At 33.9% G+C, this 21,378-nt stretch carries 22 protein-coding genes; 15 read left to right on the top strand and 7 right to left on the bottom strand.

All coding sequences use genetic code 11. From position 1 onward, the window contains the following. Window positions 1–55 precede the first annotated feature (55 nt). Window positions 56–430 carry a hypothetical protein gene (locus tag ACQY2P_RS01355; RefSeq protein WP_428326627.1) on the top strand — a complete coding sequence of 125 codons (375 nt, stop codon included), beginning with the start codon at window positions 56–58 and terminating at the stop codon, window positions 428–430. A gap of 83 nt (window positions 431–513) precedes the next feature. Here the strand turns inward: ACQY2P_RS01355 and ACQY2P_RS01350 are convergent, their stop codons facing one another. Further along, window positions 514–2,724 (bottom strand): ABC transporter substrate-binding protein, encoded by a 2,211-nt coding sequence (locus ACQY2P_RS01350; protein ID WP_428326626.1) that lies wholly within the window; start codon window positions 2,722–2,724, stop codon window positions 514–516. A gap of 169 nt (window positions 2,725–2,893) precedes the next feature. Here ACQY2P_RS01350 and ACQY2P_RS01345 point away from each other — a divergent pair, with 169 nt between their 5' ends. Next, on the top strand, window positions 2,894–4,336 hold the full coding sequence (locus ACQY2P_RS01345; RefSeq protein WP_428326625.1) for a menaquinone biosynthesis decarboxylase: 1,443 nt from the start codon (window positions 2,894–2,896) through the stop codon (window positions 4,334–4,336). Here ACQY2P_RS01345 and ACQY2P_RS01340 read toward each other — a convergent pair. Next, a complete protein-coding gene (locus ACQY2P_RS01340) occupies window positions 4,331–5,449 on the bottom strand; it encodes a radical SAM protein (RefSeq protein WP_428326624.1) in 1,119 nt (372 codons plus the stop codon). The two genes, ACQY2P_RS01345 and ACQY2P_RS01340, sit on opposite strands and share 6 nt — an antisense overlap. 135 nt (window positions 5,450–5,584) lie before the next feature. Between ACQY2P_RS01340 and ACQY2P_RS01335 the strand changes: the two genes are divergently transcribed. The 10 genes from ACQY2P_RS01335 to ACQY2P_RS01290 all read left to right on the top strand — a co-directional run bounded on the left by ACQY2P_RS01335 (window position 5,585) and on the right by ACQY2P_RS01290 (window position 15,132). After that, entirely contained in the window at window positions 5,585–6,367 is a 783-nt protein-coding gene (locus ACQY2P_RS01335; protein WP_428326623.1) for a 2-amino-3,7-dideoxy-D-threo-hept-6-ulosonate synthase, read from the top strand. Beyond that, window positions 6,360–7,421, top strand: a complete 1,062-nt coding sequence (locus ACQY2P_RS01330; RefSeq protein WP_428326622.1) for a 3-dehydroquinate synthase II — start codon at window positions 6,360–6,362, stop codon at window positions 7,419–7,421. Before ACQY2P_RS01335 ends, ACQY2P_RS01330 begins: the two co-directional genes overlap by 8 nt. 1 nt (window position 7,422) lies before the next feature. Beyond that, window positions 7,423–8,094, top strand: coding sequence for a type I 3-dehydroquinate dehydratase (gene aroD, locus ACQY2P_RS01325; RefSeq protein ID WP_428326621.1), 672 nt, complete (start codon window positions 7,423–7,425; stop codon window positions 8,092–8,094). A 49-nt stretch (window positions 8,095–8,143) separates the two neighbouring features. Then, window positions 8,144–8,965, top strand: a complete 822-nt coding sequence (aroE, locus tag ACQY2P_RS01320) for a shikimate dehydrogenase (RefSeq protein WP_428326620.1) — start codon at window positions 8,144–8,146, stop codon at window positions 8,963–8,965. After that, a complete protein-coding gene (locus tag ACQY2P_RS01315) occupies window positions 8,965–9,819 on the top strand; it encodes a shikimate kinase (RefSeq protein ID WP_428326619.1) in 855 nt (284 codons plus the stop codon). Before aroE ends, ACQY2P_RS01315 begins: the two co-directional genes overlap by 1 nt. Further along, window positions 9,809–11,077, top strand: coding sequence for a 3-phosphoshikimate 1-carboxyvinyltransferase (aroA, locus tag ACQY2P_RS01310; RefSeq protein ID WP_428326618.1), 1,269 nt, complete (start codon window positions 9,809–9,811; stop codon window positions 11,075–11,077). Before ACQY2P_RS01315 ends, aroA begins: the two co-directional genes overlap by 11 nt. 324 nt (window positions 11,078–11,401) lie before the next feature. After that, on the top strand, window positions 11,402–12,499 hold the full coding sequence (gene aroC, locus ACQY2P_RS01305) for a chorismate synthase (protein ID WP_428326617.1): 1,098 nt from the start codon (window positions 11,402–11,404) through the stop codon (window positions 12,497–12,499). A gap of 4 nt (window positions 12,500–12,503) precedes the next feature. Beyond that, window positions 12,504–13,874, top strand: a complete 1,371-nt coding sequence (locus ACQY2P_RS01300; protein ID WP_428326616.1) for an aminotransferase class I/II-fold pyridoxal phosphate-dependent enzyme — start codon at window positions 12,504–12,506, stop codon at window positions 13,872–13,874. Further along, window positions 13,871–14,722, top strand: coding sequence for a prephenate dehydrogenase/arogenate dehydrogenase family protein (locus tag ACQY2P_RS01295; protein WP_428326615.1), 852 nt, complete (start codon window positions 13,871–13,873; stop codon window positions 14,720–14,722). Before ACQY2P_RS01300 ends, ACQY2P_RS01295 begins: the two co-directional genes overlap by 4 nt. A gap of 5 nt (window positions 14,723–14,727) precedes the next feature. After that, a complete protein-coding gene (locus ACQY2P_RS01290) occupies window positions 14,728–15,132 on the top strand; it encodes an NUDIX domain-containing protein (protein WP_428326614.1) in 405 nt (134 codons plus the stop codon). Here the strand turns inward: ACQY2P_RS01290 and thiC are convergent. The 3 genes from thiC to ACQY2P_RS01275 all read right to left on the bottom strand — a co-directional run bounded on the left by thiC (window position 15,115) and on the right by ACQY2P_RS01275 (window position 17,087). Next, a complete protein-coding gene (thiC, locus tag ACQY2P_RS01285; protein WP_428326613.1) occupies window positions 15,115–16,443 on the bottom strand; it encodes a phosphomethylpyrimidine synthase ThiC in 1,329 nt (442 codons plus the stop codon). The two genes, ACQY2P_RS01290 and thiC, sit on opposite strands and share 18 nt — an antisense overlap. A 232-nt stretch (window positions 16,444–16,675) precedes the next feature. Then, complete coding sequence (locus ACQY2P_RS01280) at window positions 16,676–16,894, bottom strand: hypothetical protein (RefSeq protein ID WP_428326612.1); 219 nt, start codon at window positions 16,892–16,894, stop codon at window positions 16,676–16,678. A gap of 1 nt (window position 16,895) precedes the next feature. Then, complete coding sequence (locus ACQY2P_RS01275) at window positions 16,896–17,087, bottom strand: hypothetical protein (protein WP_428326611.1); 192 nt, start codon at window positions 17,085–17,087, stop codon at window positions 16,896–16,898. Between the two features lie 101 nt (window positions 17,088–17,188). On the opposite strand from ACQY2P_RS01275, the gene thiD reads away from it, so the two are divergent. The 3 genes from thiD to ACQY2P_RS01260 are packed head-to-tail and all read left to right on the top strand — an operon-like array spanning window position 17,189 to window position 19,688. Further along, window positions 17,189–18,490: a bifunctional hydroxymethylpyrimidine kinase/phosphomethylpyrimidine kinase gene (gene thiD, locus ACQY2P_RS01270; protein ID WP_428326610.1), complete on the top strand. Its 1,302-nt coding sequence runs from the start codon at window positions 17,189–17,191 to the stop codon at window positions 18,488–18,490. Window positions 18,491–18,545: 55 nt separating this feature from the next. Then, on the top strand, window positions 18,546–19,247 hold the full coding sequence (locus ACQY2P_RS01265; RefSeq protein WP_428326609.1) for a nucleotidyltransferase family protein: 702 nt from the start codon (window positions 18,546–18,548) through the stop codon (window positions 19,245–19,247). 3 nt (window positions 19,248–19,250) lie between these two features. Next, window positions 19,251–19,688, top strand: coding sequence for a GNAT family N-acetyltransferase (locus tag ACQY2P_RS01260; protein ID WP_428326608.1), 438 nt, complete (start codon window positions 19,251–19,253; stop codon window positions 19,686–19,688). On the opposite strand, the gene ACQY2P_RS01255 is transcribed toward ACQY2P_RS01260, so the two are convergent. Further along, window positions 19,685–20,131 (bottom strand): hypothetical protein, encoded by a 447-nt coding sequence (locus ACQY2P_RS01255; protein ID WP_428326607.1) that lies wholly within the window; start codon window positions 20,129–20,131, stop codon window positions 19,685–19,687. The genes ACQY2P_RS01260 and ACQY2P_RS01255 overlap by 4 nt on opposite strands. A 39-nt stretch (window positions 20,132–20,170) precedes the next feature. Then, the gene (locus tag ACQY2P_RS01250) at window positions 20,171–21,187 is read right to left on the bottom strand and encodes a galactose-1-phosphate uridylyltransferase (protein ID WP_428326606.1); all 1,017 of its coding nucleotides are present in this window, start codon (window positions 21,185–21,187) and stop codon (window positions 20,171–20,173) included. Between the last annotated feature and the right edge of the window lie 191 nt (window positions 21,188–21,378).

Raw genomic sequence — 21,378 nt, 5'->3', positions numbered from 1 at the left:
ATTACCATAGACAAGTTTGATCAAGTTTTATAAGCACAAATTGATAATGGATCACATGGACGACTTTGAGAAAGAGTTTCCAGATTTTGACTGGAAAAATACACCTGCATACAAACACCCAGGTGGAAAAGATTGCCCATGCCCAAAACACGAATACATTCGAGAACAGATCAATTTTACAAAACAAGTAAACGAGAAGGGTAAAGAACCTGCCAAAGTTACGCTGAAGTTTTGTCCCGATCACTATAGAGTTTACATGGATGAAGTAATTCCAGCAATGCCACTAAAGTACAAGATTCTTACAAAAATTGCACTAAAACTTGGTGCAATCCAAGTGGAGCAACTAAAATACATGGAATCAGAATTATGCTTCTACTGCAAATTTGGTTCTGGCGGACATGATAAAAAGAAAGAACTACCTCCAATGTAAAAGAGATTTTCAGTAGATATTTTGTCCAATTTCGATCTAAGAAGTATCGCTATGGAAAAAGGATTAAGGGATTGAAAATGATTTTAAGAATTAGGATGTACTGGGATTGAAAAATGAAAAGTAGTTCCTAGAAAAGAAACACTTTCAATCCAAATTTTACCACCCATATCTTGAACTAGTTCTTTTGTTGTCATCAATCCTAAAGGACCATTATTTTCATCAAATACTTTATCTTGTTCTTCTTTTGAAATTCCATTTCCGTTGTCTTTGACAAAAAATGTAATGTCCTCATCATCATTGACACCAATCTCAATTTGACCATAAGATCCAACCAAATGATGAGAAGCACGAATTAAATTTGAAAAAATTTCTAAAATCGATTTTTCATTAGATACAAACTTTATATTTTTGATGGATGAATCTGAAAAATCAATTTCTTTATCAGTCATAAGTGTTGAATGTGTTTGAATACATTTTTGGAGAATTTCCTTAGAAGACAATAATTTAACAGAGTCTTTGGGTTCAACTGGTTCCGGTGTCGGTTCTGGTTCCGGTGTCGGTTCTGGTTCCGGTGTCGGTTCTGGTTCCGGTGTCGGTTCTGGTTCCGGTGTCGGTTCTGGTTCCGGTGTCGGTTCTGGTTCCGGTGTCGGTTCTGGTTCCGGTGTCGGTTCTGGTTCCGGTGTTGGTTCTGGTTTCGGTGTTGGTTCTGGTTCCGGTTCAATTTTTTGCGTATGAATAGAGTTCTTCATCTTTAGTGATAGAGTTCGAAGTTTCCAAATGGCAAATCCCGCTATTGCAGATATCCCAATAATCAAAACAATTAACAAGTTTACAAGAATAGATAGTTCATCATCTGTAGTAGATGTTTGTTCTATAGGGATCTCATCATCTGTAGTAGATGTTTGTTCTATAGGGATCTCATTGTCATCGATAGGGGACGATTTTTCCAAAATAGTTTCTTGAGAAGCAATTTCTTCTAAATCAGTTTCAACAAGTTCGATTAGTCCAGATTCCATATTTTTTGCATAATTGCCTTTGTACCAAACACCATCCACAATAGACCAAATAGCGTAATTATCAGAGACTAAATCACCAGCGTCGTTTAATTCTAAATTCCCCAGAGCACCGTTGTAAGAAGGGATAGTAGATGGAATTTCTAATGCTAAATCATTTGGATTAGTGCTTGCTGCATTTAACATACTCAAGCCCAATATCCATACAGCATCATATGCAGTAAATGCATAAGTGTCTGGTAAGTGCCCTAGTTTTCCAAAAAGTTTTGTTTCGATTTCTTGATAAGCAACACTTTCAGTGTCAGCTGAAAACTGAAGTGCTCTAAATGAAACCTTTTGTGCAAATTCAACGGCTTTTTCATTTTCAACTATTTGTTGCTCATTTGCATTAGAATCAGTTCCAATCCATCGAACATCATCAAGTATATCAAATTGAGTTGCACGAGATAAAAATTCAGCAGATTCACCAAATCCAATCATACCAACTCTAACATCGGAGGTAGTTATTTCGGAGGCGGTTATTTCGGAGGCAATTAATTCAGATAATTGTTGTAAAGTTTGTTCATAGAGAGGAGACACTGGATCATAACGTATCATCAAAATATCTCCCGAATAAGATTCATCGAAAGCATTTGCAAATTCATTACCCCATGTATCATCACGAACTAAAAGAAACAAAGTAGGACTGCCGGCAGATTCTGCAAGAAGAGCAAGTAATCGAGTCTGATGGGTATCATCAGGAACAAGTCGGAAAATATTATCTTCTATTGCCAAAGAAGGAGCAGTTGAAGATGTGCTAATAATCAATAGTCCTTCAGAATCAACATAAGGTTTGATAAATTCAAGTTCTGCACTTGTTTCAGGTCCAATGAAAACATCTACTCCATCAAGATGCAGTTTTTTTACTTGTTCCAAAGTATGTTCAGGATCACTTTGGAGAGAAACTACTTCAGGAATTAAGAGTGTTTGTTCATTTTCAATGTATTTCAAATATTCATTGAAATCATCAATAGCTAATAATGCAGCATGTTGGCTTTCAAGTCCATATGTAGAGTAATCACCAGAAGTTGAAAATAATAATCCAACACGTAGATTTTCTTGGGTTGCAATAGGAAGTGTGTATCCTCTATTAAGAAAATTCTCAACACTTGAAGATTTTACACATATCGAAGAATCGCCAGAAGGTTTGAAGACTAGTTCATAATCTTCAGAGCACACAACTGTTTCAGAAGATTGTTCATTATCAGATTGTCCATATACATCAACAAGAGTAAAAGACATTGTAAAGAATATCAAAAAACTCAGAAAGACAATGTTTTTCATATAAGTTCTGATACATAGAATCTATTATGTACTTTGAGAGGATTATTTAATAAAAAAATAAAAACAATTCAAGAGTTTTTTCCTAAAATCCAGTTAAGCTTATACTTGAACCAGATTCAGAATTAATGTGCCAATAGAAGATATTCAAGAGTTTATTTCAGAACTTGAAAAAAATGGAGAATTAAAGAGAGTCAAGACACAAGTTGATTCGAATTTAGAGATTGCAGAAATTATGAGAAGAGAGATGTATTCAGATGGACCTGCAATTCTTTTTGAAAATGTAAAAGATTTCGATATGCCAGTTTTAGGAAATGCATTTGGTTCTATGAAAAGATTAGAGATAGGACTTGAAATGACAGACTTTATTGAAATAGGACAACGCATTGCTGACATGACAAAGATGGATGTACCATCAGGTTTGTTAAACAAAATAAAAAAACTTCCAGAACTATCAAAGATGACAGCATCTTTTCCAAAATCAGAAGTTGGTGGACCCGTAACAGAAATCACATCTACTGATGCATCATTTGAGGATTTGCCAATATTGAAATCTTGGCCAAATGATGCAGGACGATTCATCACATTGGGTTTAGTTGCAACAAAACATCCAGAAACAGGAGTTAGAAATCTCGGAGTATACAGAATGCAGATTGTAGATAAGACACATGCATTAATGCATTGGCAAAAACACAAGAGAGGAGCTCATCATGGAGATATTTCAAAGGACAGGGGAGAAAAAATTCCCACTGCCATAATTATTGGAGGAGAACCTGCAACAGTATTTTCATCTATTGCCCCAGTGCCAGAAGGACTTGACAAATACTTGTTTGCAGGAATCACAAGAAAAGAAGGCATTAAAACTGTAAAATGTAAAACAATTGATTTGGATGTTCCAGCAAATGCAGAAATTGTTTTGGAAGGATATGTAGATCCAGCAGACATTAGAGATGAAGGCCCATTTGGGGACCATACAGGATATTATACACCGGTTGAACCATACCCAACTTTCACATTAACAGGAATAATGAGAAGAAAAAATCCAATCTATGTTACAACAGTTGTGGGAAAACCAATTCTTGAGGATGCATACATTGGAAAAGTAATTGAGCGTTCATTTTTGCCACTAATTCAAATGTTCCATCCAGAAGTAGTTGATTTCAGCATGCCAGCAGCTGGTTGGTTCCAAGGATTTGCAATAATTTCAATTAAAAAGAGATACCCAGGTCAAGCAAAAAAAGTAATGATGGGATTATGGGGAATGGGACAGTTATCACTAACTAAGATGTTTGTAGTAGTAGATGAAGACATCAACGTTCATGACATCAATGATGTGATTTGGGCAATTACAACAAGGGCAGATGCAGCAAGAGACACTACAATAATCAACAATGCCCCAACAGACACACTTGATCCAGCATCACCACTTGTCAATTTGGGTTCTAAGATGGGAATTGATGCAACGCAGAAAACAAAAGAAGAAGGTTATGAAAGAGAGATTCAACAACAAGTAAAAGTTGATGAAGAGACAAAGAATCTAGTTGATTCTAAATGGTCGGATTATGGACTATGATACAGATATAGGATTATAGAAATTATCTCTCTCTTCTACAGAGTACCCAATTTGATGAATTGCATCTATGATTATTTTGTCAGTAAGTTCAGTTGAGCGGGCACCAGTACAAGAAACTACTTCTTCTCCAATCAAAGTTCCACCAAAGTCATCAGCACCATATTGTAGTGCCAGTTGAGCCATACCAATACCATTTGTCAACCATGAGGATTGAATGTGAGGGATAAGACCATCAAAGATTAATCTAGATATTGCAATCATTTTCAAGAGTTGAATTCCACCAGTACCATATTCAACTAAACCCTCTTCATGCATCAGTGTATTGTTTGGCTCAAAGTTCCAAGGAATAAAGGCCATGAATCCTTTGGTTTTTTCTTGTAGTTTTACAAGTTTGAAAAAGTGTTCAACAATATCGTTTTTGTTTTCTACATGTCCATACATCATTGTTGCAGAAGACGGAATTCCAAGAGAATGAGATTCATCCATAATTCTAATCCAATCATCACTAGAGATTTTCTTTGGACTGATGATTTCTTTAACAGAGTCAGTTAAAATTTCAGCACCTGCTCCAGGCATTGATTGTAAACCAGCATCTTTGAGTCTTGACAAAATTTCCTTTGTAGAGGATTTTTCAACTCTTGCAATCATATCAATTTCTGATGTTGATAATCCATGAACTCCAACTTTAGGGAATTTCTCCCTAATCATTCTAAATGCATCTTCATAGTATTCAATTTTCAGATTTGGGTTATGACCGCCTTGAATCAGAACTTGCCTGATCTTAAACATATCCCATGCAGTTTTTACACGTGATTCAATTTGATCTAAAGTCAATGTGTAAGAATCATCAGCACCAGGGGATCTGTAAAATGCACAAAACTTACAATCAGTAATACAGACATTAGTATAATTCAAAATGATATTATTCACAAAGGATGCTTTTTTTCCAAATTGTTTTCTTGTCAAATGACCAGATACAAGTCCCATCAAATGAACATCATCAGATTCCAACAATCTCATACAGTCTTCAGGTCCAGGCCTTTTACCATTAAGAGAATTTTCTAGAATATCTTTAATGTCACTTTTTTGCAGTTGTTCAGTTGTCTGACTCAATTGTCTTTCATCCTTTGGAATTTCTATTTAATCCTTGATAGAAAAAACAATTGAGGATTTGTGCTCAAATCTTAATGAATCTGAGATTAATGGTTCACGTTATTTTTAAGTAGGGCACAAAAAGCAGATCAACTCATGGTATCCGGTAGCCAAATTAGACTTAATCGAATTCTTAGAAAAGGAAGAATGTTATGTATTCCAATGGATCATGGAATTTCAAACGGTCCTATTGAAGGTCTTGAAGACCCAGCATCAACAATTTACAAATGTGAAGGTCATGGCCTTACAAGTGTAATAATTAACAAAGGAATTATCAAATCACTACCAAAACCACCTAAAATAGGAGTCTTAGTTCATTTTTCAAGTAGCACAGCATTATCATTATCACCTAATCGAAAAATGCTCACTGGCACTGTAAAAGAAGCAGTTGCATTAGGAGCAGACGGAGTATCATTGCATATCAACATTGGTGGAAAAGAAGAACCTGAAATGTTAGAGCAATTAGGATTAACTGCAGACCAATGTCACAGATGGGGCATGCCACTTTTAGCAATGATGTATCCAAGAGGTGAGAACATCAAAGATCCACACGATCCTGAAATTGTTGCACATGTTGCAAGAATTGGTGCAGAATGCGGAGCAGATATTGTTAAGACGTTATACACAGGAGACATTGATTCATTTTCAAAAGTTGTAAAGAGTACACCAGTTCCAATTGTAATTGCAGGTGGACCAAAAGCAAAAACAGATTTAGATATTCTTCAAATGACTGAAGATGCCATAACTGCAGGAGCAAAAGGTGTCACATATGGAAGAAACATCTTTGCACATAAAGCACCTGAGAAAATGGTAGAAGCATTAGCTGAAATAATTTTCAGAAAAGGTACAGCAAAGGAAGCAATGAAGAAAATTGAGTAAAAGTAGAGAATTAATCATATCCCCCAAAGGCTCACAGGCACAATTATCCAAACTATTACCACAGTTAGAAGAAGAGGGTATCAAAATGGTATACCTTGATCCAAAAAAACTAGGTAAGAAAAAGACAAAGTTACAAACAGTTTATCCATCAAACAATGCAAATTATGTTGTTCTTGAAAAAGAAAATGCAACAAAACCAAAGGGTAAAAAAGTTGGAAGGAAATTCCAAGTGTTATCAAATACAGACATTGAAGACATTCTAACTATAGCAAAAAAAGGCCTTGATTTTGTAATTGTAGAAGTTAAAGACTGGAAAATAATCCCATTAGAAAATATCATTGCAAAACTACACAAGATACACACCAAAATTTTTGCAATTGCAAGAACTCCTGAAGAAGTCAGAAAGATGTTTTCGATTCTAGAAGTAGGAGTAGATGGGGTAATTTTCAGCACATCTTCAATTAACGAAGTCAGAGAAGCCATGGTTTACTTGGGAACCAGAAGTTTTGATATGAAACCTGCAAAAATTATCGATATTAAAGAAGTAGGGGACGGAGAAAGAGTTTGTGTAGATACTGCATCAATGCTTCATAAAGGAGAAGGAATGTTAATTGGAAGTAGATCAAACTTTTTGTTTCTAGTTCACAATGAATCAGTTGGCTCATCATTTACATCACCAAGACCATTTAGAGTAAATGCTGGTGCAGTACACTGTTATACCCTATCCCCAGATGGCACAACTAACTATTTGTCAGAGGTAGAAACAGGCTCAGAAGTATTAATTCTAAATTCTAAAGGAAAGGCAAGAAGAGCCACGGTAGGAAGATCAAAAATTGAAAGAAGGCCAATGTTAATGATCAAGGCCAAGGCAGGAGGAGAGATAGGTGGAATTATTGCACAAGATGCAGAGACAATTCGTTTTGTAAAACCAAACGGACAACTAGTATCAGTTACACATCTCAAGAAAGGAGACACAGTAATGGTTCATTCAAAACCTGCAACAGGCAGACACTTTGGTATGGAAGTTTCAGACGAATATATTTTAGAAAAATAAGATGAAATACAAAACTTGTGTGTCCATTGCAGAAAAAACACCTAACAAAGTTAAACAGACATTAAAGATTGCTTTAAAAAAATCAGATTTTGTGGAGATAAGATTTGATTTTCTAAAAATGGAACAAATCCCAGAAACATTAGAACTAATCAAAAAAGATTTGAATAAATCAGTATGCACATTAAGACCAAAAACAGAAGGGGGTCAATTTCCAGGAAATGAAAAAGAAAGAATTGCAATAATAAAATTAATTGCAGAATATAATCCATTTTTACTAGATGTAGAGTTTAACACTTTGAAAAGAAATTCATCATTAACAAAATACCTAAAATCAACAAAAACAAAATTGCTTGTTTCGTGGCACGATTTCAAAAAGACTCCAAGTTCAACAGAATTAAAAAAGAAAATAAGTCAAATGAGTAAATTCTCAAACTTTGTCAAAATTGTGAGTACTGCAAAATCAACTGACGATTCAACAAGAATGTTAGAATTGTACAGCAAGAGGGGTAAAAACAATCTAATCTCATTTGCCATGGGGGATTTTGGTAGAATTTCAAGGATTTTGTGCCTGTATTTGGGCAGTCCATACACATATGTCTCACTAGGAAAACCCGTTGCACCAGGTCAGTTTAGTGTTGATGAAGTAAATAAAATCACAAATTTGAAAAAATAATCACCGTATCAATTGAGAGTTTAAATCAATCATATTACGCGAAGGTATTATGGGAAAAACATTTGCAGTAATTGGAGATCCAATCAATCATTCTTTATCTCCTAATATTCATAGTGCAGCATTTAGAGAATTGAATCTAGATTGCTCATACATTGCATATAGAATTCCTAAAGATGAATTAGGAGAGGGGATTGATGGGTTAAAGAAAGTCAAGATTGATGGGTTTAATGTTACAATTCCTCACAAAGTAGAAATGATGAAATATTTGGACAAAATAGATGAGTCCTGTAGTTTGATTGGTGCAGTAAATACAGTAGAAAACAACGATGGAGTACTAAAAGGATACAATACGGATATGGATGGTTTTCTAGAACCATTAAAGAAAAGAGAGATCGATATTGCAAATTCTAACGTATTGTTATTAGGTGCAGGAGGAGCTGCAAGAGCAATTGTAGCAGGTTTTGCAAAAGAAAAAGCAAAAAAAATCACAATTGCAAACAGAACAATAGAGAATGCAAACAGTCTAGTAGAATTTGCACAACAAATTAGTCTTGAAGCAAGTGCCATAACTATTGATCAAGTTGAAGAATCTGCAAAAAATTACGACATCATTGTCAATGCAACATCAATAGGATTGCAAAAAGAACCCAGTCCAATATCACTTGAAGGAATTGATGAAAAAACAGTAGTTTATGATATAGTGTATATGCCAATGCACACAGATTTTCTAAAAAAGGCAAAAGAAAAAAACGCCATTATTATTTTTGGATATGAGATGTTATTGGGTCAAGCAGTAAGAGCATTTGAGATTTGGCACGGTATGGAAGCACCTTATAATGCCATGAAAAAAGCACTGTTAGGAGGATTTTGATGGCAAAAGCAAAGGCAACAGTTCATGGTGCAGTTTCAATAGTAAATGCAATTGCAAACCAAAAGGGAGCAACATTAGGAATAGACCTAAAGGTTGAAGCCATAGTTGAGACATCACCAGGAAAAGGAATAGTCATTCAATCAGAGAACAAGACACTTAGTTCTCGTTTAATTAACAAAACAGTTGAAAAAATTGTTTCAAAAAAAGACCTAGAACAAAACAAAATAACAATTACACTAGAATCAGAAATACCTACAGGGTATGGATTGAAAAGTTCTAGTGCAATATCTTCAGCAGTTGCATTAGGTTGCGCAAAAATTTTCAAATCAAAGTTTACTGATCAACAGATTTTACTTGCAGGTGTTGATGCATCAATTGAATCAAAAGTGAGCATAACAGGTGCATATGATGATGCATGTTCTTGTTATTATGGAGGGTTTAATGTCACAGACAATGCAAAGAAAAGAAGAATGAGTTATGAGAAAGGCCCGTCAAATTTAATTGCAATAATTTTTATTCCAAAAAACAGAAAACGTGGAAACTTGAAAAAGCTCAAAGTTTTATCGTCAGTCTTTGATCATGCATGGAATTTAGCAAAGAAATCAAACTATTGGGAAGCAATGATAATCAATGGATTAGCTACTGCATCAATTCTTAGTTCAAATCCTGAAGTCATAACAGGATTAATTGAAAAAGGAGCTTTGGGAGCATCGGTTTCAGGAAACGGTCCAGCAATTGCAGCAATTACAAAAAAAGAAAACGAGGCAAACATCAAAAAAGCATTTTCAACATTAGAAGGTAAGATCATAGTTTCAAAAATCAGTAACAAAAAGGCTGAAGTTCATGAAGTGTAAAGTTAAAAAATCAAAAATCTCTGGAGAGATAGTTTGTCCTCCAAACAAAAGCTATACCCATAGAGCAATCTTTCTTGCATCACTTGCAGGAAACAACAGTAAAGTGGAAAACGTATTGTTATCAGCAGACACCATTGCAACAATTGAAGCATGTAAGAAATTTGGAGCAGTGATTGAGACAGAAAATTCATCAATAGTTGTGAAAAATCCCATAAAATTTGACAAAATCGTGCCTGAAATCAATACTGAAAACTCTGGAACAACAATCAGAATAGCCTCAGGAATTGCAGGTTTGTTTTCAGAAGAAATCACTTTGACAGGAGATGATAGTCTTCAAAAAAGACCCATGCAGCCCCTCTTAGATGCACTATCAAGTATAGGGGCAGAATGTCAATCAACTGATGGAAAACCACCAATCAAAATCAAAGGAAAAATTTCAGGAGGGGATGTAACAATTCCAGGAAATTTCTCTAGTCAATTTATTTCTGCATTGTTAATTAGTGCACCATTGACTGAAAATGGAATTAATATTTCAATTAAAGATAATCTAGTATCAAAACCATATCTTGATGCAACAATTGCAACAATGAGAAAGTTTGGCGTAAGTGTTCAAACATTGATTCCATATAAAAGATACAACATTTCACCACAAGTGTACAAGACAGCATCATTTACAGTTCCAATTGATTTTTCTAGTCTTGCATTACTTTTGTCTGCAGCAGTACTAAATGGAGATGAAACTGTAATCAAAGGAAACATTGGAAATTTACCACAAGGAGACGAAGTATTCATTGACATATTAGAGCAGTTAGGAGTTACAGTTGATATTGATGAAAATGAAATTAAAATCAAATCTCCTGAAAAACTAAAGGGAGGCAGATTTGATTTAAGCAACTCACCAGATCTTTTACCACCACTATCAATACTTGCATTAAATTCAGAAAATCCAATTGAAATCGTCAATGTAAAACATGCAAGACTAAAAGAAACAGATAGGATTGCAATAACATCAAGAGAACTAACAAAATTAGGAGTTAAAATTCAAGAAAAAGATGACGGCTTAATTTTGAAATCATCAGGAGAACTTGTAGGAGCTGAACTAAATTCAGAAAATGATCATAGACTTTTCATGGCATTTTGTATTGCTGGGATGTATATCGGAAATTGTGTTGTTACAGATCCAAAATCAGTTCAAGTGTCATATCCTAATTTTGTTGAAGAGATGAACAGAATTGGGGCATCAATTCAAACAGAGTAATTTTAAAAAAATCAACTAAATGGGGTAAAAGGCGCGACCTTGTATAGGGTGAAAAGCATTCTCCACACCCTCAACGCTTTTGCGTAGATAACATGTCTTTTTCGCAAGGCCGCGCAAATTATGCAGTAAAATTTGCACGTTTTTCCATATATCCTGTATGTTATTATTATATTTAAGAATATATTATAATAATTTCATAAAATAACTCAATATTGTATAAATTGTAATTATACCTAAATTATATTAAAAAAAATAATCCAGAGATACATGAAAAATTGAAAAAATCAGAATGAGGAATTATAAGCATCATTTAGCTTTGATAGTGTGTTGCCGGGAAGTTCTATTGGTCAGCGTCTTGTGTTGACAAGTTTTGGTGAAAGTCATGGAAAATCTATTGGTGCAGTTTTGGATGGATGTCCAGCAGGATTAGAAATTGATGAAAAAGATATTCAAAAAATGTTAGACCAAAGAAAACCAGGTCAGAATTTAATTTCAACACAAAGAAAAGAAGGAGATATTGTAGAAATCATCTCAGGGGTTTTCAGAGGACATACAACGGGTGCACCAATAACAATGATAATTTGGAACAGTGATCAAAAATCAAAAGATTATGAGAATTTGAAGACAAAACTTAGACCAGGACATTCTGACTATCCAGCCATGATGAAATACAATCAATACAATGATCATAGAGGAGGGGGAAGATTTTCAGGAAGATTAACTGCAACACATGTGATGGGGGGAGCAATTGCAAGAAAACTTCTCAAAGTAACATTAGGAATAGAAACAAATTCGTTTACATCACAAATTGGAAAAATAAAGATGGAAAGAGAATTCAATGATAAAATGATTAATTCAATTTATAAAAATGAAGTAAGGTGTCCTGAAACTAAAACAGCAAAGATGATGAGGTCAAATATCTTAGATGCAAGAAAAAAAGGAGATTCATTAGGAGGAATAATCGAATCAGTTACAACAAATGTTCCAGTTGGTTTAGGAGAACCAATTTTTAGTTCACTAGAATCAGACTTGAGCAAAGCAATGTTTTCTATTCCATCAGTAAAAGGAGTGGAATTTGGGTCAGGATTCAGAGGTTCAGAACGTTATGGTTCTGAAAATAATGACTTGTATACTGTAAAAAGAGGCAAAATCATAACAAAGACAAACAATTCAGGAGGAATTTTAGGAGGAATTTCCAATGGCATGCCCATTACTATGAGAATAGCATTCAAACCAGCATCATCAATTTCACAAAAACAAACTACAGTTGACATTAAGACCAAAAAAGAGACCACATTACAAGTAAAAGGGAGACACGACCCGTGTGTTGTTCCAAGAGCTCCACCAGTGGTAGATTCACTTGTAGCATTGACAATTGCAGATCATGCCCTAATTTCAGGTCAAATCAAGCCTGTTTTGTAAGAAAATGTCAGATATCAACGACCTTCGTAACAAAATGGACGAAGTAACACTTCAGATGATAAAGTTACTCAAAACAAGAACAGACATTGCAAAAGAAATTGGAGAAGTAAAGAAAAATATAGGTAAAGGAGTAACTGATGAGACACGAGAAGACAATCTACGTGGAAAAGTAATTTCACTGTGTCAAGATGTCGGATTGGATGAAAAAATTGCTACAAAATTTTTGAATTTTCTATTAAATGAATCAATCAAAGTTCAATCCTCAAACAAACAAACACATCTCTCAATATTTCTTAAAGCAAAAGAATTGGAACAGCAAGGGAAAAATATTATCCATATGGAAGTAGGAGAACCAGACTTTTTGCCACCAACAATTGTCAAAGATGCATTAGATGAAGTATTTGACAAGGGATTTCTAAAGTACGGACAAGCAAAAGGAATGCCAGCATTTAGAGAGGCATTAGCAAAACATGCAAGTAAAAAATTCAATGCAAATGTATCTCAAGAGAATATCATAGTAAGTCCAGGTGCAAGATTCTCAATATTTACAGCAATTACTACACTTCTAAATCCAGGAGATGAAATGATTGTAATTGAGCCTGCATGGCCTGCCTACAAAGACTGTGCACTAAATGCAGGAATCAAAGTTAGAACAATAAACACATCATTTGAAAACAAATGGGAGCCTCCCATTGAACAAATACAAAATACAATTAATACAAATACAAAAATTATTGTTTTGAATTATCCAAACAATCCAACAGGGAAAATTCTTCCAGAGAAATTACAAGATCAGATTATTGAAATTGCAAAGAAAAACAATCTCTATGTCTTAAGTGATGAAATTTATTCAGAATATGTAAAGTCAAATTGGAAAAGTATTCTGAGTTACAAGTATGAAAAAAGTATTGTAACACAATCATTTTCAAAATCTCATGCTATGACAGGGTTTAGAATCGGATATGCAATTGCAGATCCAAAAATAATTGAAAAAATGGCAAAACTAGAAGCTTTATGTCTAACTAATGTATCAGAACCAATTCAATACATTGCCATGAAGGCATTAGATGCAGATACGTCTAACAATAATAAGACAGTCCAGGATAGACTAGATGTGTTGATTCAAAAAGCAAATGAAATGAATTTGGATATTGTTATTCCAGATGGGGCAATGTACATTTTTGCAAGGGTCAATAAAGAAGGATTTGACGGAGTGCAATTTGCAAACAGTACACTTGAGAAAGGATTAGCAGTAGCACCAGGGGAAGGATTTGGCGATTACAAAAATTTCATTAGAATTTCTGCATGTCAAGACGAGAAGACACTAATTGAAGGAATGAATATACTAAAGGATATCATGAGTGAAAATCAATGAAGAAAGTTACAGTAATTGGAGCAGGAGGACAAATGGGGCAATGGTTTGCCAAATATTTTGCAGATAAAGGATTTGAAGTAACAGGGTTTGATTCAGAAAATAAAATTCCAGGCAAGGGAATCATACAATCAGATTCTCTAGTAGGAGCAATTCTCAAGGCGGATTACGTGGTACTCTGTACACCTACAAGAAGAACACCAGAAATCATCAGATTAATTGCGAAAGAGATGAAAAGAGGGACATATCTAATTGAAATTTCATCTGAGAAATCCAAAGTTGTTTCATCACTATCAAAAATGCCTGCAAAAATTAATCCGATTTGTATTCATCCAATGTTTGGACCAGGTGTGAAAACAATAAAAGGTCAAAATATAATTTCAGTTCCAATTAAAGATGCAAAAAAAGAATTAACTGTAACAAAATCATTGTTTGAGGGAGCTAACTTTGTCACGATTGATGCAGTAGAACATGACAAAAAGATTGCAGTTATTTTAGGATTAACACATTTGATGAATTTAGTTTTTGCAAACATTGTTTCAAAGGATGAAAAAATGCTACTTACAGAAAAAATGTCAGGCACAACTTTCAGAGTTCAAAAAACATTAGCAGAAAGTATTATGACTGAATCACCTGAATTAATTGAGACCATAATTGCAAATCCAGAAATCCGTAGAGTTGCAGAAGAATTATGGAAAGACATTGGAAGACTACTAACTGCTGTTCAAGAATCTAAAACAGAAGAAGTTGTAAACTATATCAAAGATTGCCAAGATAGATTGGCAAAACATACAGACATCAATGATTCTTATAAGAAACTAACAAAGATGGTCAAAGCCGTTGAAAAATAACGGAAATGCGCTCAACAAAGATAGTTACTTCTTTTATCAAAGATAATGATAAATTACTAATTCTAAAGCGAAGTGACGAAGTTAAAACCATGAAAGGCTTATGGGCAGGGGTAAGCGGAATTATAGAAAAAAATGAAGAGCCACTCAAGAGAGCAAAAATTGAAATTTTTGAAGAAGTGGGAATCACAGAAGATAAAATTACTTTACTAAAATCTGCTGAAGAGATGAGAGTTAATTCGCCACAATATCAAAATCATGAATGGGAAATTTTTCCATTTTTGTTTGAAGCAAAAAATCCAACCATCAAACTCAATTGGGAAAATTCTGATTTTAAATGGATTAAAATAGACGAGTTAAAAGATTATGAAACAGTTCCTAGTCTTGAAAAAGTATTATTCAATTTGTTGTAGATTTTCGTTTTCTTTCTCGTATTTTTTTTGTTGAGGCAACATCATGTAAACACATGCACCGCCACACATAGTACAGGGTACATTATTACCCGGATGTTGTCCGGTTCTGCTGTGAATTTTTGCGGCTTCTTCAGGATCAATAGACAAAGCCAATTGTTTTTCCCAGTCCAATGTACGACGAGCTTCAGTCATCTCCATATCCCATTTGATCGCTTTATCACGAATTTTTACAAGATCACCAGCATGTGCTGCAATTCGATATGCAATTAATCCAGCCTTTACTTCATCAGCATTAGGTAATGCAAGATGTTCTGAAGGAGTAAGATAACATAGAAGATCAACACCCTCACTTGCAGAAACAGCTGCACCAATTGCACTTGCAATATGATCATGGCCAGATGCAACATCAGTTACTAATGGACCTAGAACATAATATGGAACATCACCAATCAAAGATTTGGCAAGTCTAACATTTGCTGCAACTTCATTTAGCGGAACATGTCCAGGTCCTTCAACCATTACTTGGACATCTTGTTCATGTGCACGTTTAGTTAACTGCGAAATGTTAATCATTTCTTGAACTTGTAGTTCATCATGAGAGTCTAAAATTGAACCGGGTCTAAGAGCATCTCCAAGGCTAAAAGTAACATCATATTTTTTGGCCATCTCCACAAGATAGTCATAGTGAGTCAGGTATGGGTTTTCTTTGTCATGTTTTAGCATCCATGCAGCAGTAATGGTACCACCTTTGCTAACAACTCCACCATATCTTTGAACTTTAAGGATTCTTTTTGCAATATCTTTTGTAATTCCACAATGGATAGTGGTATAGTCAACACCATCTTTTGCATTATTTTCAAATGCGTTGAGATAATCGTCTTCAGTAAGATTCAAGGGATTTTTGTGAACTTCAACACCATAATTGTATGCTTCATAGATTGGAACAGTACCAAAAGTTATTGGAGCAGTTTCTAACAGGGTTTTTCTAATATGTTTTACATCGCCACCGTCACTAAGATCCATCATAGTGTCTGCATGATATTTTACCGCAACCTTTGCTTTTTCAATCTCTTCTTCAAGATTTACATTTAACGTGGAAGTTCCAATGTTTACATTGACTTTAGTTTTCAAACCTTTACCAATTCCAACATTATGAATTTTTTGAGGTCTGCAATTGTTACTTGGAATAATAATAGAGCCCTTTGCAATTTTTGGGATTAGCCAATCAAGAGTAACATCCTCATCTTTTGCAACTTGCTTCATCTCATCAGTTGCAATACCGCGTCGTGCAGCAGTCATTTGAGTGGTCATAAAATATTCTAGGCTTTTGCCTGATTTAAACAATCACGAAATTACAGAAATTTATTGATCGCTTGAGATTTTATTAACACTATATTAAGAAAATAGATCGGCTTTAAATGAAATGTACGGTATAAGATCTCATGAGAACTATAAGAGAATGCAGACATTGTGGAAGAGAGTTTTACAGTATGAAAGATGAATTTTGTTCATTTGATTGTGTGACTCAGTCATCAGCATAATCTTAGTTTAAATTCAGTTCTTTTTGTAGAGATAATTTTTCAGATTGAATTTTAAAAATTCTGTCTAAAATCGGCCGGATAATACGCTCAGAATCAGGGGAATTTGCAAGATTTTGTTTTATCTCAGAGATTCTTTGAGACAATTCCAGTTCAGCATTAATCAACGACACACACTCACGTAGTTTTTGATTTTCAGATTGTAGTGAATCAATTTCAGACATTTTATCTAGGAGGACTCCAACTTTCTTCTACAGAATCATCAGTGTTTCCAGGTACAAGATATTGTTTACCACATTTGAAACATTGCCACAAGAATTTATCATCTTTTTTTGTTTGGTATTGCATTGGCAATAAACATGCAGTACAACGTAACTCTTCAGGAGGAGAATCATTAATCATTGGAATCTCAGTCAATAGTAGAAAATAAACTTCAAACTATAAAACAAATATCATAAAATTGCATATTCAATAAATTAAAAAGAAAAATAGATTAGTATAGAAAATAAGAAAATATTGTGAATATACTTTCCATTGGAGGTTCTGATCCATCATCAGGAGCAGGAATTCAGAGTGACATCAAAGTATTTTCAGAATTAGGAGCACACACATTAACTGCAATAACTGCAATTACTAGTCAAAATACTTCAAAATTTGGAATTACTGAACCAGTGTCACCAAACATGTTAAAAAAACAATTAGAGTCATTGTTTTCTGATTTTAAAATTGACGGAATTAAAATCGGTATGGTATATAATTCAAAAATCATCAAAGTGATATACAAACAATTAAAGAAGTTAAAAATTCCAATTGTAGTTGACCCAGTAATAAAATCAACAACAGGGGGAAGTCTAATAGAAAACAATGCAAAGAGTGATTTTCAAAAATACATTATTCCTCTTGCCACAATAATTACACCAAACAAATCAGAAGCAGAATTTCTAACAAAAATGAAATTTTCAACAAAAAACACACCTGAAAAAGTAGCGAAGACAATTCAAGATATGGGGGCAAAAAATGTTGCAATTACAGGGTTTGAAGAAAAAAAAGATAAAGTATTAGATTTTGTTTTAGAAAAAAATACAAAATATACCATTTCAGGGGAAAAAATTCCAAAAATAAATCACGGTAGTGGATGTAATCACTCAGCTGCAATAGCGTATTCGCTTGCAAAAAAGAAAACAATCAAAGAATCATTATATTTTGCAAAGAAATTCACACAGAATTCAATAAAAAATGCAAAAAAAATTGGAAAAGGGATTGTAATAACCAATGTTGAAACCAAAAAAGGAATTAAAGAAGAACTAGAATCAGCAATAATCAAATTTACAAACATGAAAGGAATTTACAAAAATATTCCAGAATGTCAAACAAACTTTGTTTTCTCAAAACAAAAACCAAAATCAATTAAAGATGTTTTAGGTATTTCGGGGAGAATTGTCAAAGCGGAGAAAAAAGTTCTAGTTGCAGGAGATTTAAAATTTGGAGGATCAAAACATGTTGCAACTGCACTACTATCTATGAATAAAAAGTATCCAGAGATTTGTTCTGCAATTAATCTGAAATATCAAAGTACAACACTATCAAAAATTAAAAAATCAAAATTAACAATTAGTAGTTACGATCGTAGTAAAGAACCTAAAAATGTGAAAATTCAAGGCTCTACAATTAGGTGGGGAATAAATTCTGCAATTACAAATTCTAAAAAAATTCCAGATGTGATTTATCATAAAGGTGATTTGGGAAAAGAGCCAATGATTATTGTTTTTGGAAAAACACCAGAAAATGTTTTGAAAAAAATATCAAAAATCAAAGGATAGTATTTTAGAATAAAATTATCCTTGAACATAAATACTCACTTGCAAAATGATACTTGTGAAGGCAGTAATTTTAGCAGGGGGTTTAGGTACAAGATTACGTCCACTAACACTCAAAACTCCAAAGCCCATGTTGCCGTTAGGCAAAAAACCAATTCTAGAGCATTTGATAAACTGGAATAAAAAAAATGGTGTAAAATCAATAGTGTTGTGTGTAAGTTATCGTAAAGAAAAGATTCAAGATTATTTTAAAGATGGAAAGAAATTTGGAGTCAATATAGAATATGCGGTTTCAAAAAAACCACTAGCTACTGCAGGCCAACTTAAAACTGCTGAAGAGTTTATCGATGATACTTTTGTTTGTGTGTATGGCGATTCCATTTTTGATTTTAGTCTTAGAAACATGATAAAGCAACACAAAGCAAAGAAAGCATTTACAACAATGAGTCTATACGAATACAAAACTAATTTGGAATATGGAGTAATCAATACTTCAAAGACAGGCAAAGTAACAAGTTGGGATGAGAAACCAGAAATTAAAGCAAATATCAACATTGGATGTTATGTAATGGAGCCAGGAATTTTGAAATACATTCCAAAAAACAAGCCATATGGAATGGATGGTGTAATCAGAAAAGCTATGAAGAACAAAAAATTGGTTAATAGTTTTATTACAAAAAAAGGCTTTAGGGATATTGGAAACAATGAATCATACAAACAAGCAAACACAGAATTTGCAAAAAAATCTAAAAAGAGGTAAAAAATGAGTGAACCGACGATTAGAAAACTAAGAACAGATGATTTGCAAAATGGATTTCTTACGACATTAGATTCATTAAGAAAAACAAGCGATATTGACAAAAACAAAGCAGAAGAGATTTTTAAAAAAATTGATTCAAATCCAGATTATGTGATAGCAATAGCAGAAGTGGATGGAAAGATAGTTGGTTCAACTACGTTGTTAATTGAACAAAAATTCATCCATGACGGCGGATTGGTGGGGCATATTGAGGACGTAGTGGTGGATAAAAATTTCCAGGGACAAAAAATTGGAGAGAAAATCATGAAATATCTTCTAGACATTGCTAAAAATCAAGGCTGCTACAAGACAATTTTGGATTGCACTGAGGATGTAAAGCCATTTTATGAAAAATTAGGCTTCAAACAAGTTGCAAATGAGTTAAGATTTGATCACATTTAGAAATATTCTTTTTTTGGACGAGGTTTTCTGACTTTCATCAAACGTATTCCAAAATAGATGACAGGTGCAGACAATACCATAAACAACGGAGGCATAATCAAAACAGTATCTGTGATGTATGGTTCTGCAATTTTATCAATAAGGGTTTGACAAAATGCCATTCCTGCAAATAAGATAAGTCCATCCACGATAAGCATGGTGCCAATTTTTTTGGAACCATAATATTTTGACAAAATGAATGTAACTGCAGCTAAAATTCCCCCAGGGGCAATAGTGATGGAAATGAACTGGAGTAGTTTTGGATTTGCAAAATTATCAGGATCAATTGGAAGATCAGAAGTGTTAGGGTCATCAAACATGAAAAAGTAAAGCGAACTAACCACTAGAACAAACAGTACAAAAAATGCAATACTACCTAGTCCTAACCAGTATTCAAGTTGCATGATTCATCAAAGATTTAGTTAAATAATAAACTATTCAGATTATACAATTCCGACTAGATTGGCGAGTTCTTTTCTACAGGCAGCGCCTAATTTTTCTGCAGCTTCCTCAGGAGAAATATCATTTAAGAAAATTCCATACCCACGCTCTAAGCCAGACCATGGTTTTGTTATTGGGTAAATTTCAATATGCCAATGAATCTGTCTACTATTTTTTTTCTCAGGAGAAAGGTGAAAGACTAGATTGTAAGATACATTTTTGATAGTTTGGGAGAGACCTCCAAGTGTTGCTCTTAGAATTAGAGATAAATCATTAATTTCTTTTTGAGTGATTTTAGAGAAACTTGTGGTGTGCTTCTTTGGCGCAATCCAAAATTCATAGGGGTACGATGGAGACCAAGGGCAATATGCGATAAAACCTTCAGTTTGAAGAACCTGCCTAGGACCACTAATTTCCTCATTAACGGTCTGACACATAGGACAAACACCCTTTTCATTTAGAATTTTGTGAGATGCCTCTGCTTCCTCCTCAATAATTGGAGGGATTGTAGAAAATGTCAAAATGTTAAGATGAGGATGTGAATTAGTACTGCCAGAAAGTTCTCCCTGATCAGCATAAATTGAAACGTATGTAACTCCTTTTTGAGTATAAAGCCATCTTAGTCGGTCTTGAACAACTACCAAAACGTTTGACCATTGTTCAGTGTCAATTGTTGCAAAAGTATCCTTTTGATTTGGAGAAGCAACAACAATGTAATGATATCCATATGCAGGTTCACTGTAAAACGGTCTATCACTGTAAGAGTTTTCAGTATCAACAGATACAATCGGATTTTTACTTTCAAAAACTCGAATCGACCATCCTTCAACAAATTCATCATCGCTGTCTTGTAATCTTTGTAGCATTCCATCTTTTGCAACAAGAGACAAAACAGAAGGGTTTGTCATAGATTCATTACCAGGAGCAAAAGGAGATTTTTTTGAATCTTTAACTTTATCTTCTTTTTTTGAGACAATCATGAAACGCTCAGAAACATAATCTTTGCGCATATCTCCCATAATTGTAATTGGCAGTAAATGTCTGTTAAAACGTTTACTAAGATCCAATGAAATACCAATTTGAAAAATATTTTTGGAAAAAATTTGGAAAAATAAGAAAATACGAATTTCATCAAAAAATATTTCTGTTTAGAAATGAAAAAATAGAAAAATAGAAATTCCATTGTCATTCTGATCGCAAAATTTGTTGC

Source organism: Candidatus Nitrosopumilus sp. (assembly GCF_965262695.1).
Taxonomy (GTDB): Archaea; Thermoproteota; Nitrososphaeria; order Nitrososphaerales; family Nitrosopumilaceae; genus Nitrosopumilus.
Note: the sequence above shows the minus strand (reverse complement) of the source record. Positions and strands in the feature narration are given on the sequence as shown.

Bases quoted from the DNA above. Each gene is read 5' to 3' on its own strand.
- aroD (WP_428326621.1), top strand. From the start codon at position 7,423: ATGAAATACAAAACTTGTGTGTCCATTGCAGAAAAAACACCTAACAAA.
- ACQY2P_RS01300 (WP_428326616.1), top strand. From the start codon at position 12,504: ATGTCAGATATCAACGACCTTCGTAACAAAATGGACGAAGTAACACTT.
- ACQY2P_RS01250 (WP_428326606.1), bottom strand. From the start codon at position 21,187: ATGGGAGATATGCGCAAAGATTATGTTTCTGAGCGTTTCATGATTGTC.
- ACQY2P_RS01350 (WP_428326626.1), bottom strand. From the start codon at position 2,724: ATGTCTTTTACTCTTGTTGATGTATATGGACAATCTGATAATGAACAA.
- ACQY2P_RS01315 (WP_428326619.1), top strand. From the start codon at position 8,965: ATGGCAAAAGCAAAGGCAACAGTTCATGGTGCAGTTTCAATAGTAAAT.
- ACQY2P_RS01280 (WP_428326612.1), bottom strand. From the start codon at position 16,894: ATGTCTGAAATTGATTCACTACAATCTGAAAATCAAAAACTACGTGAG.
- aroA (WP_428326618.1), top strand. From the start codon at position 9,809: ATGAAGTGTAAAGTTAAAAAATCAAAAATCTCTGGAGAGATAGTTTGT.
- ACQY2P_RS01290 (WP_428326614.1), top strand. From the start codon at position 14,728: ATGCGCTCAACAAAGATAGTTACTTCTTTTATCAAAGATAATGATAAA.
- ACQY2P_RS01355 (WP_428326627.1), top strand. From the start codon at position 56: ATGGACGACTTTGAGAAAGAGTTTCCAGATTTTGACTGGAAAAATACA.
- ACQY2P_RS01260 (WP_428326608.1), top strand. From the start codon at position 19,251: ATGAGTGAACCGACGATTAGAAAACTAAGAACAGATGATTTGCAAAAT.
- ACQY2P_RS01335 (WP_428326623.1), top strand. From the start codon at position 5,585: ATGGTATCCGGTAGCCAAATTAGACTTAATCGAATTCTTAGAAAAGGA.
- thiC (WP_428326613.1), bottom strand. From the start codon at position 16,443: ATGACCACTCAAATGACTGCTGCACGACGCGGTATTGCAACTGATGAG.
- aroE (WP_428326620.1), top strand. From the start codon at position 8,144: ATGGGAAAAACATTTGCAGTAATTGGAGATCCAATCAATCATTCTTTA.
- ACQY2P_RS01255 (WP_428326607.1), bottom strand. From the start codon at position 20,131: ATGCAACTTGAATACTGGTTAGGACTAGGTAGTATTGCATTTTTTGTA.
- ACQY2P_RS01295 (WP_428326615.1), top strand. From the start codon at position 13,871: ATGAAGAAAGTTACAGTAATTGGAGCAGGAGGACAAATGGGGCAATGG.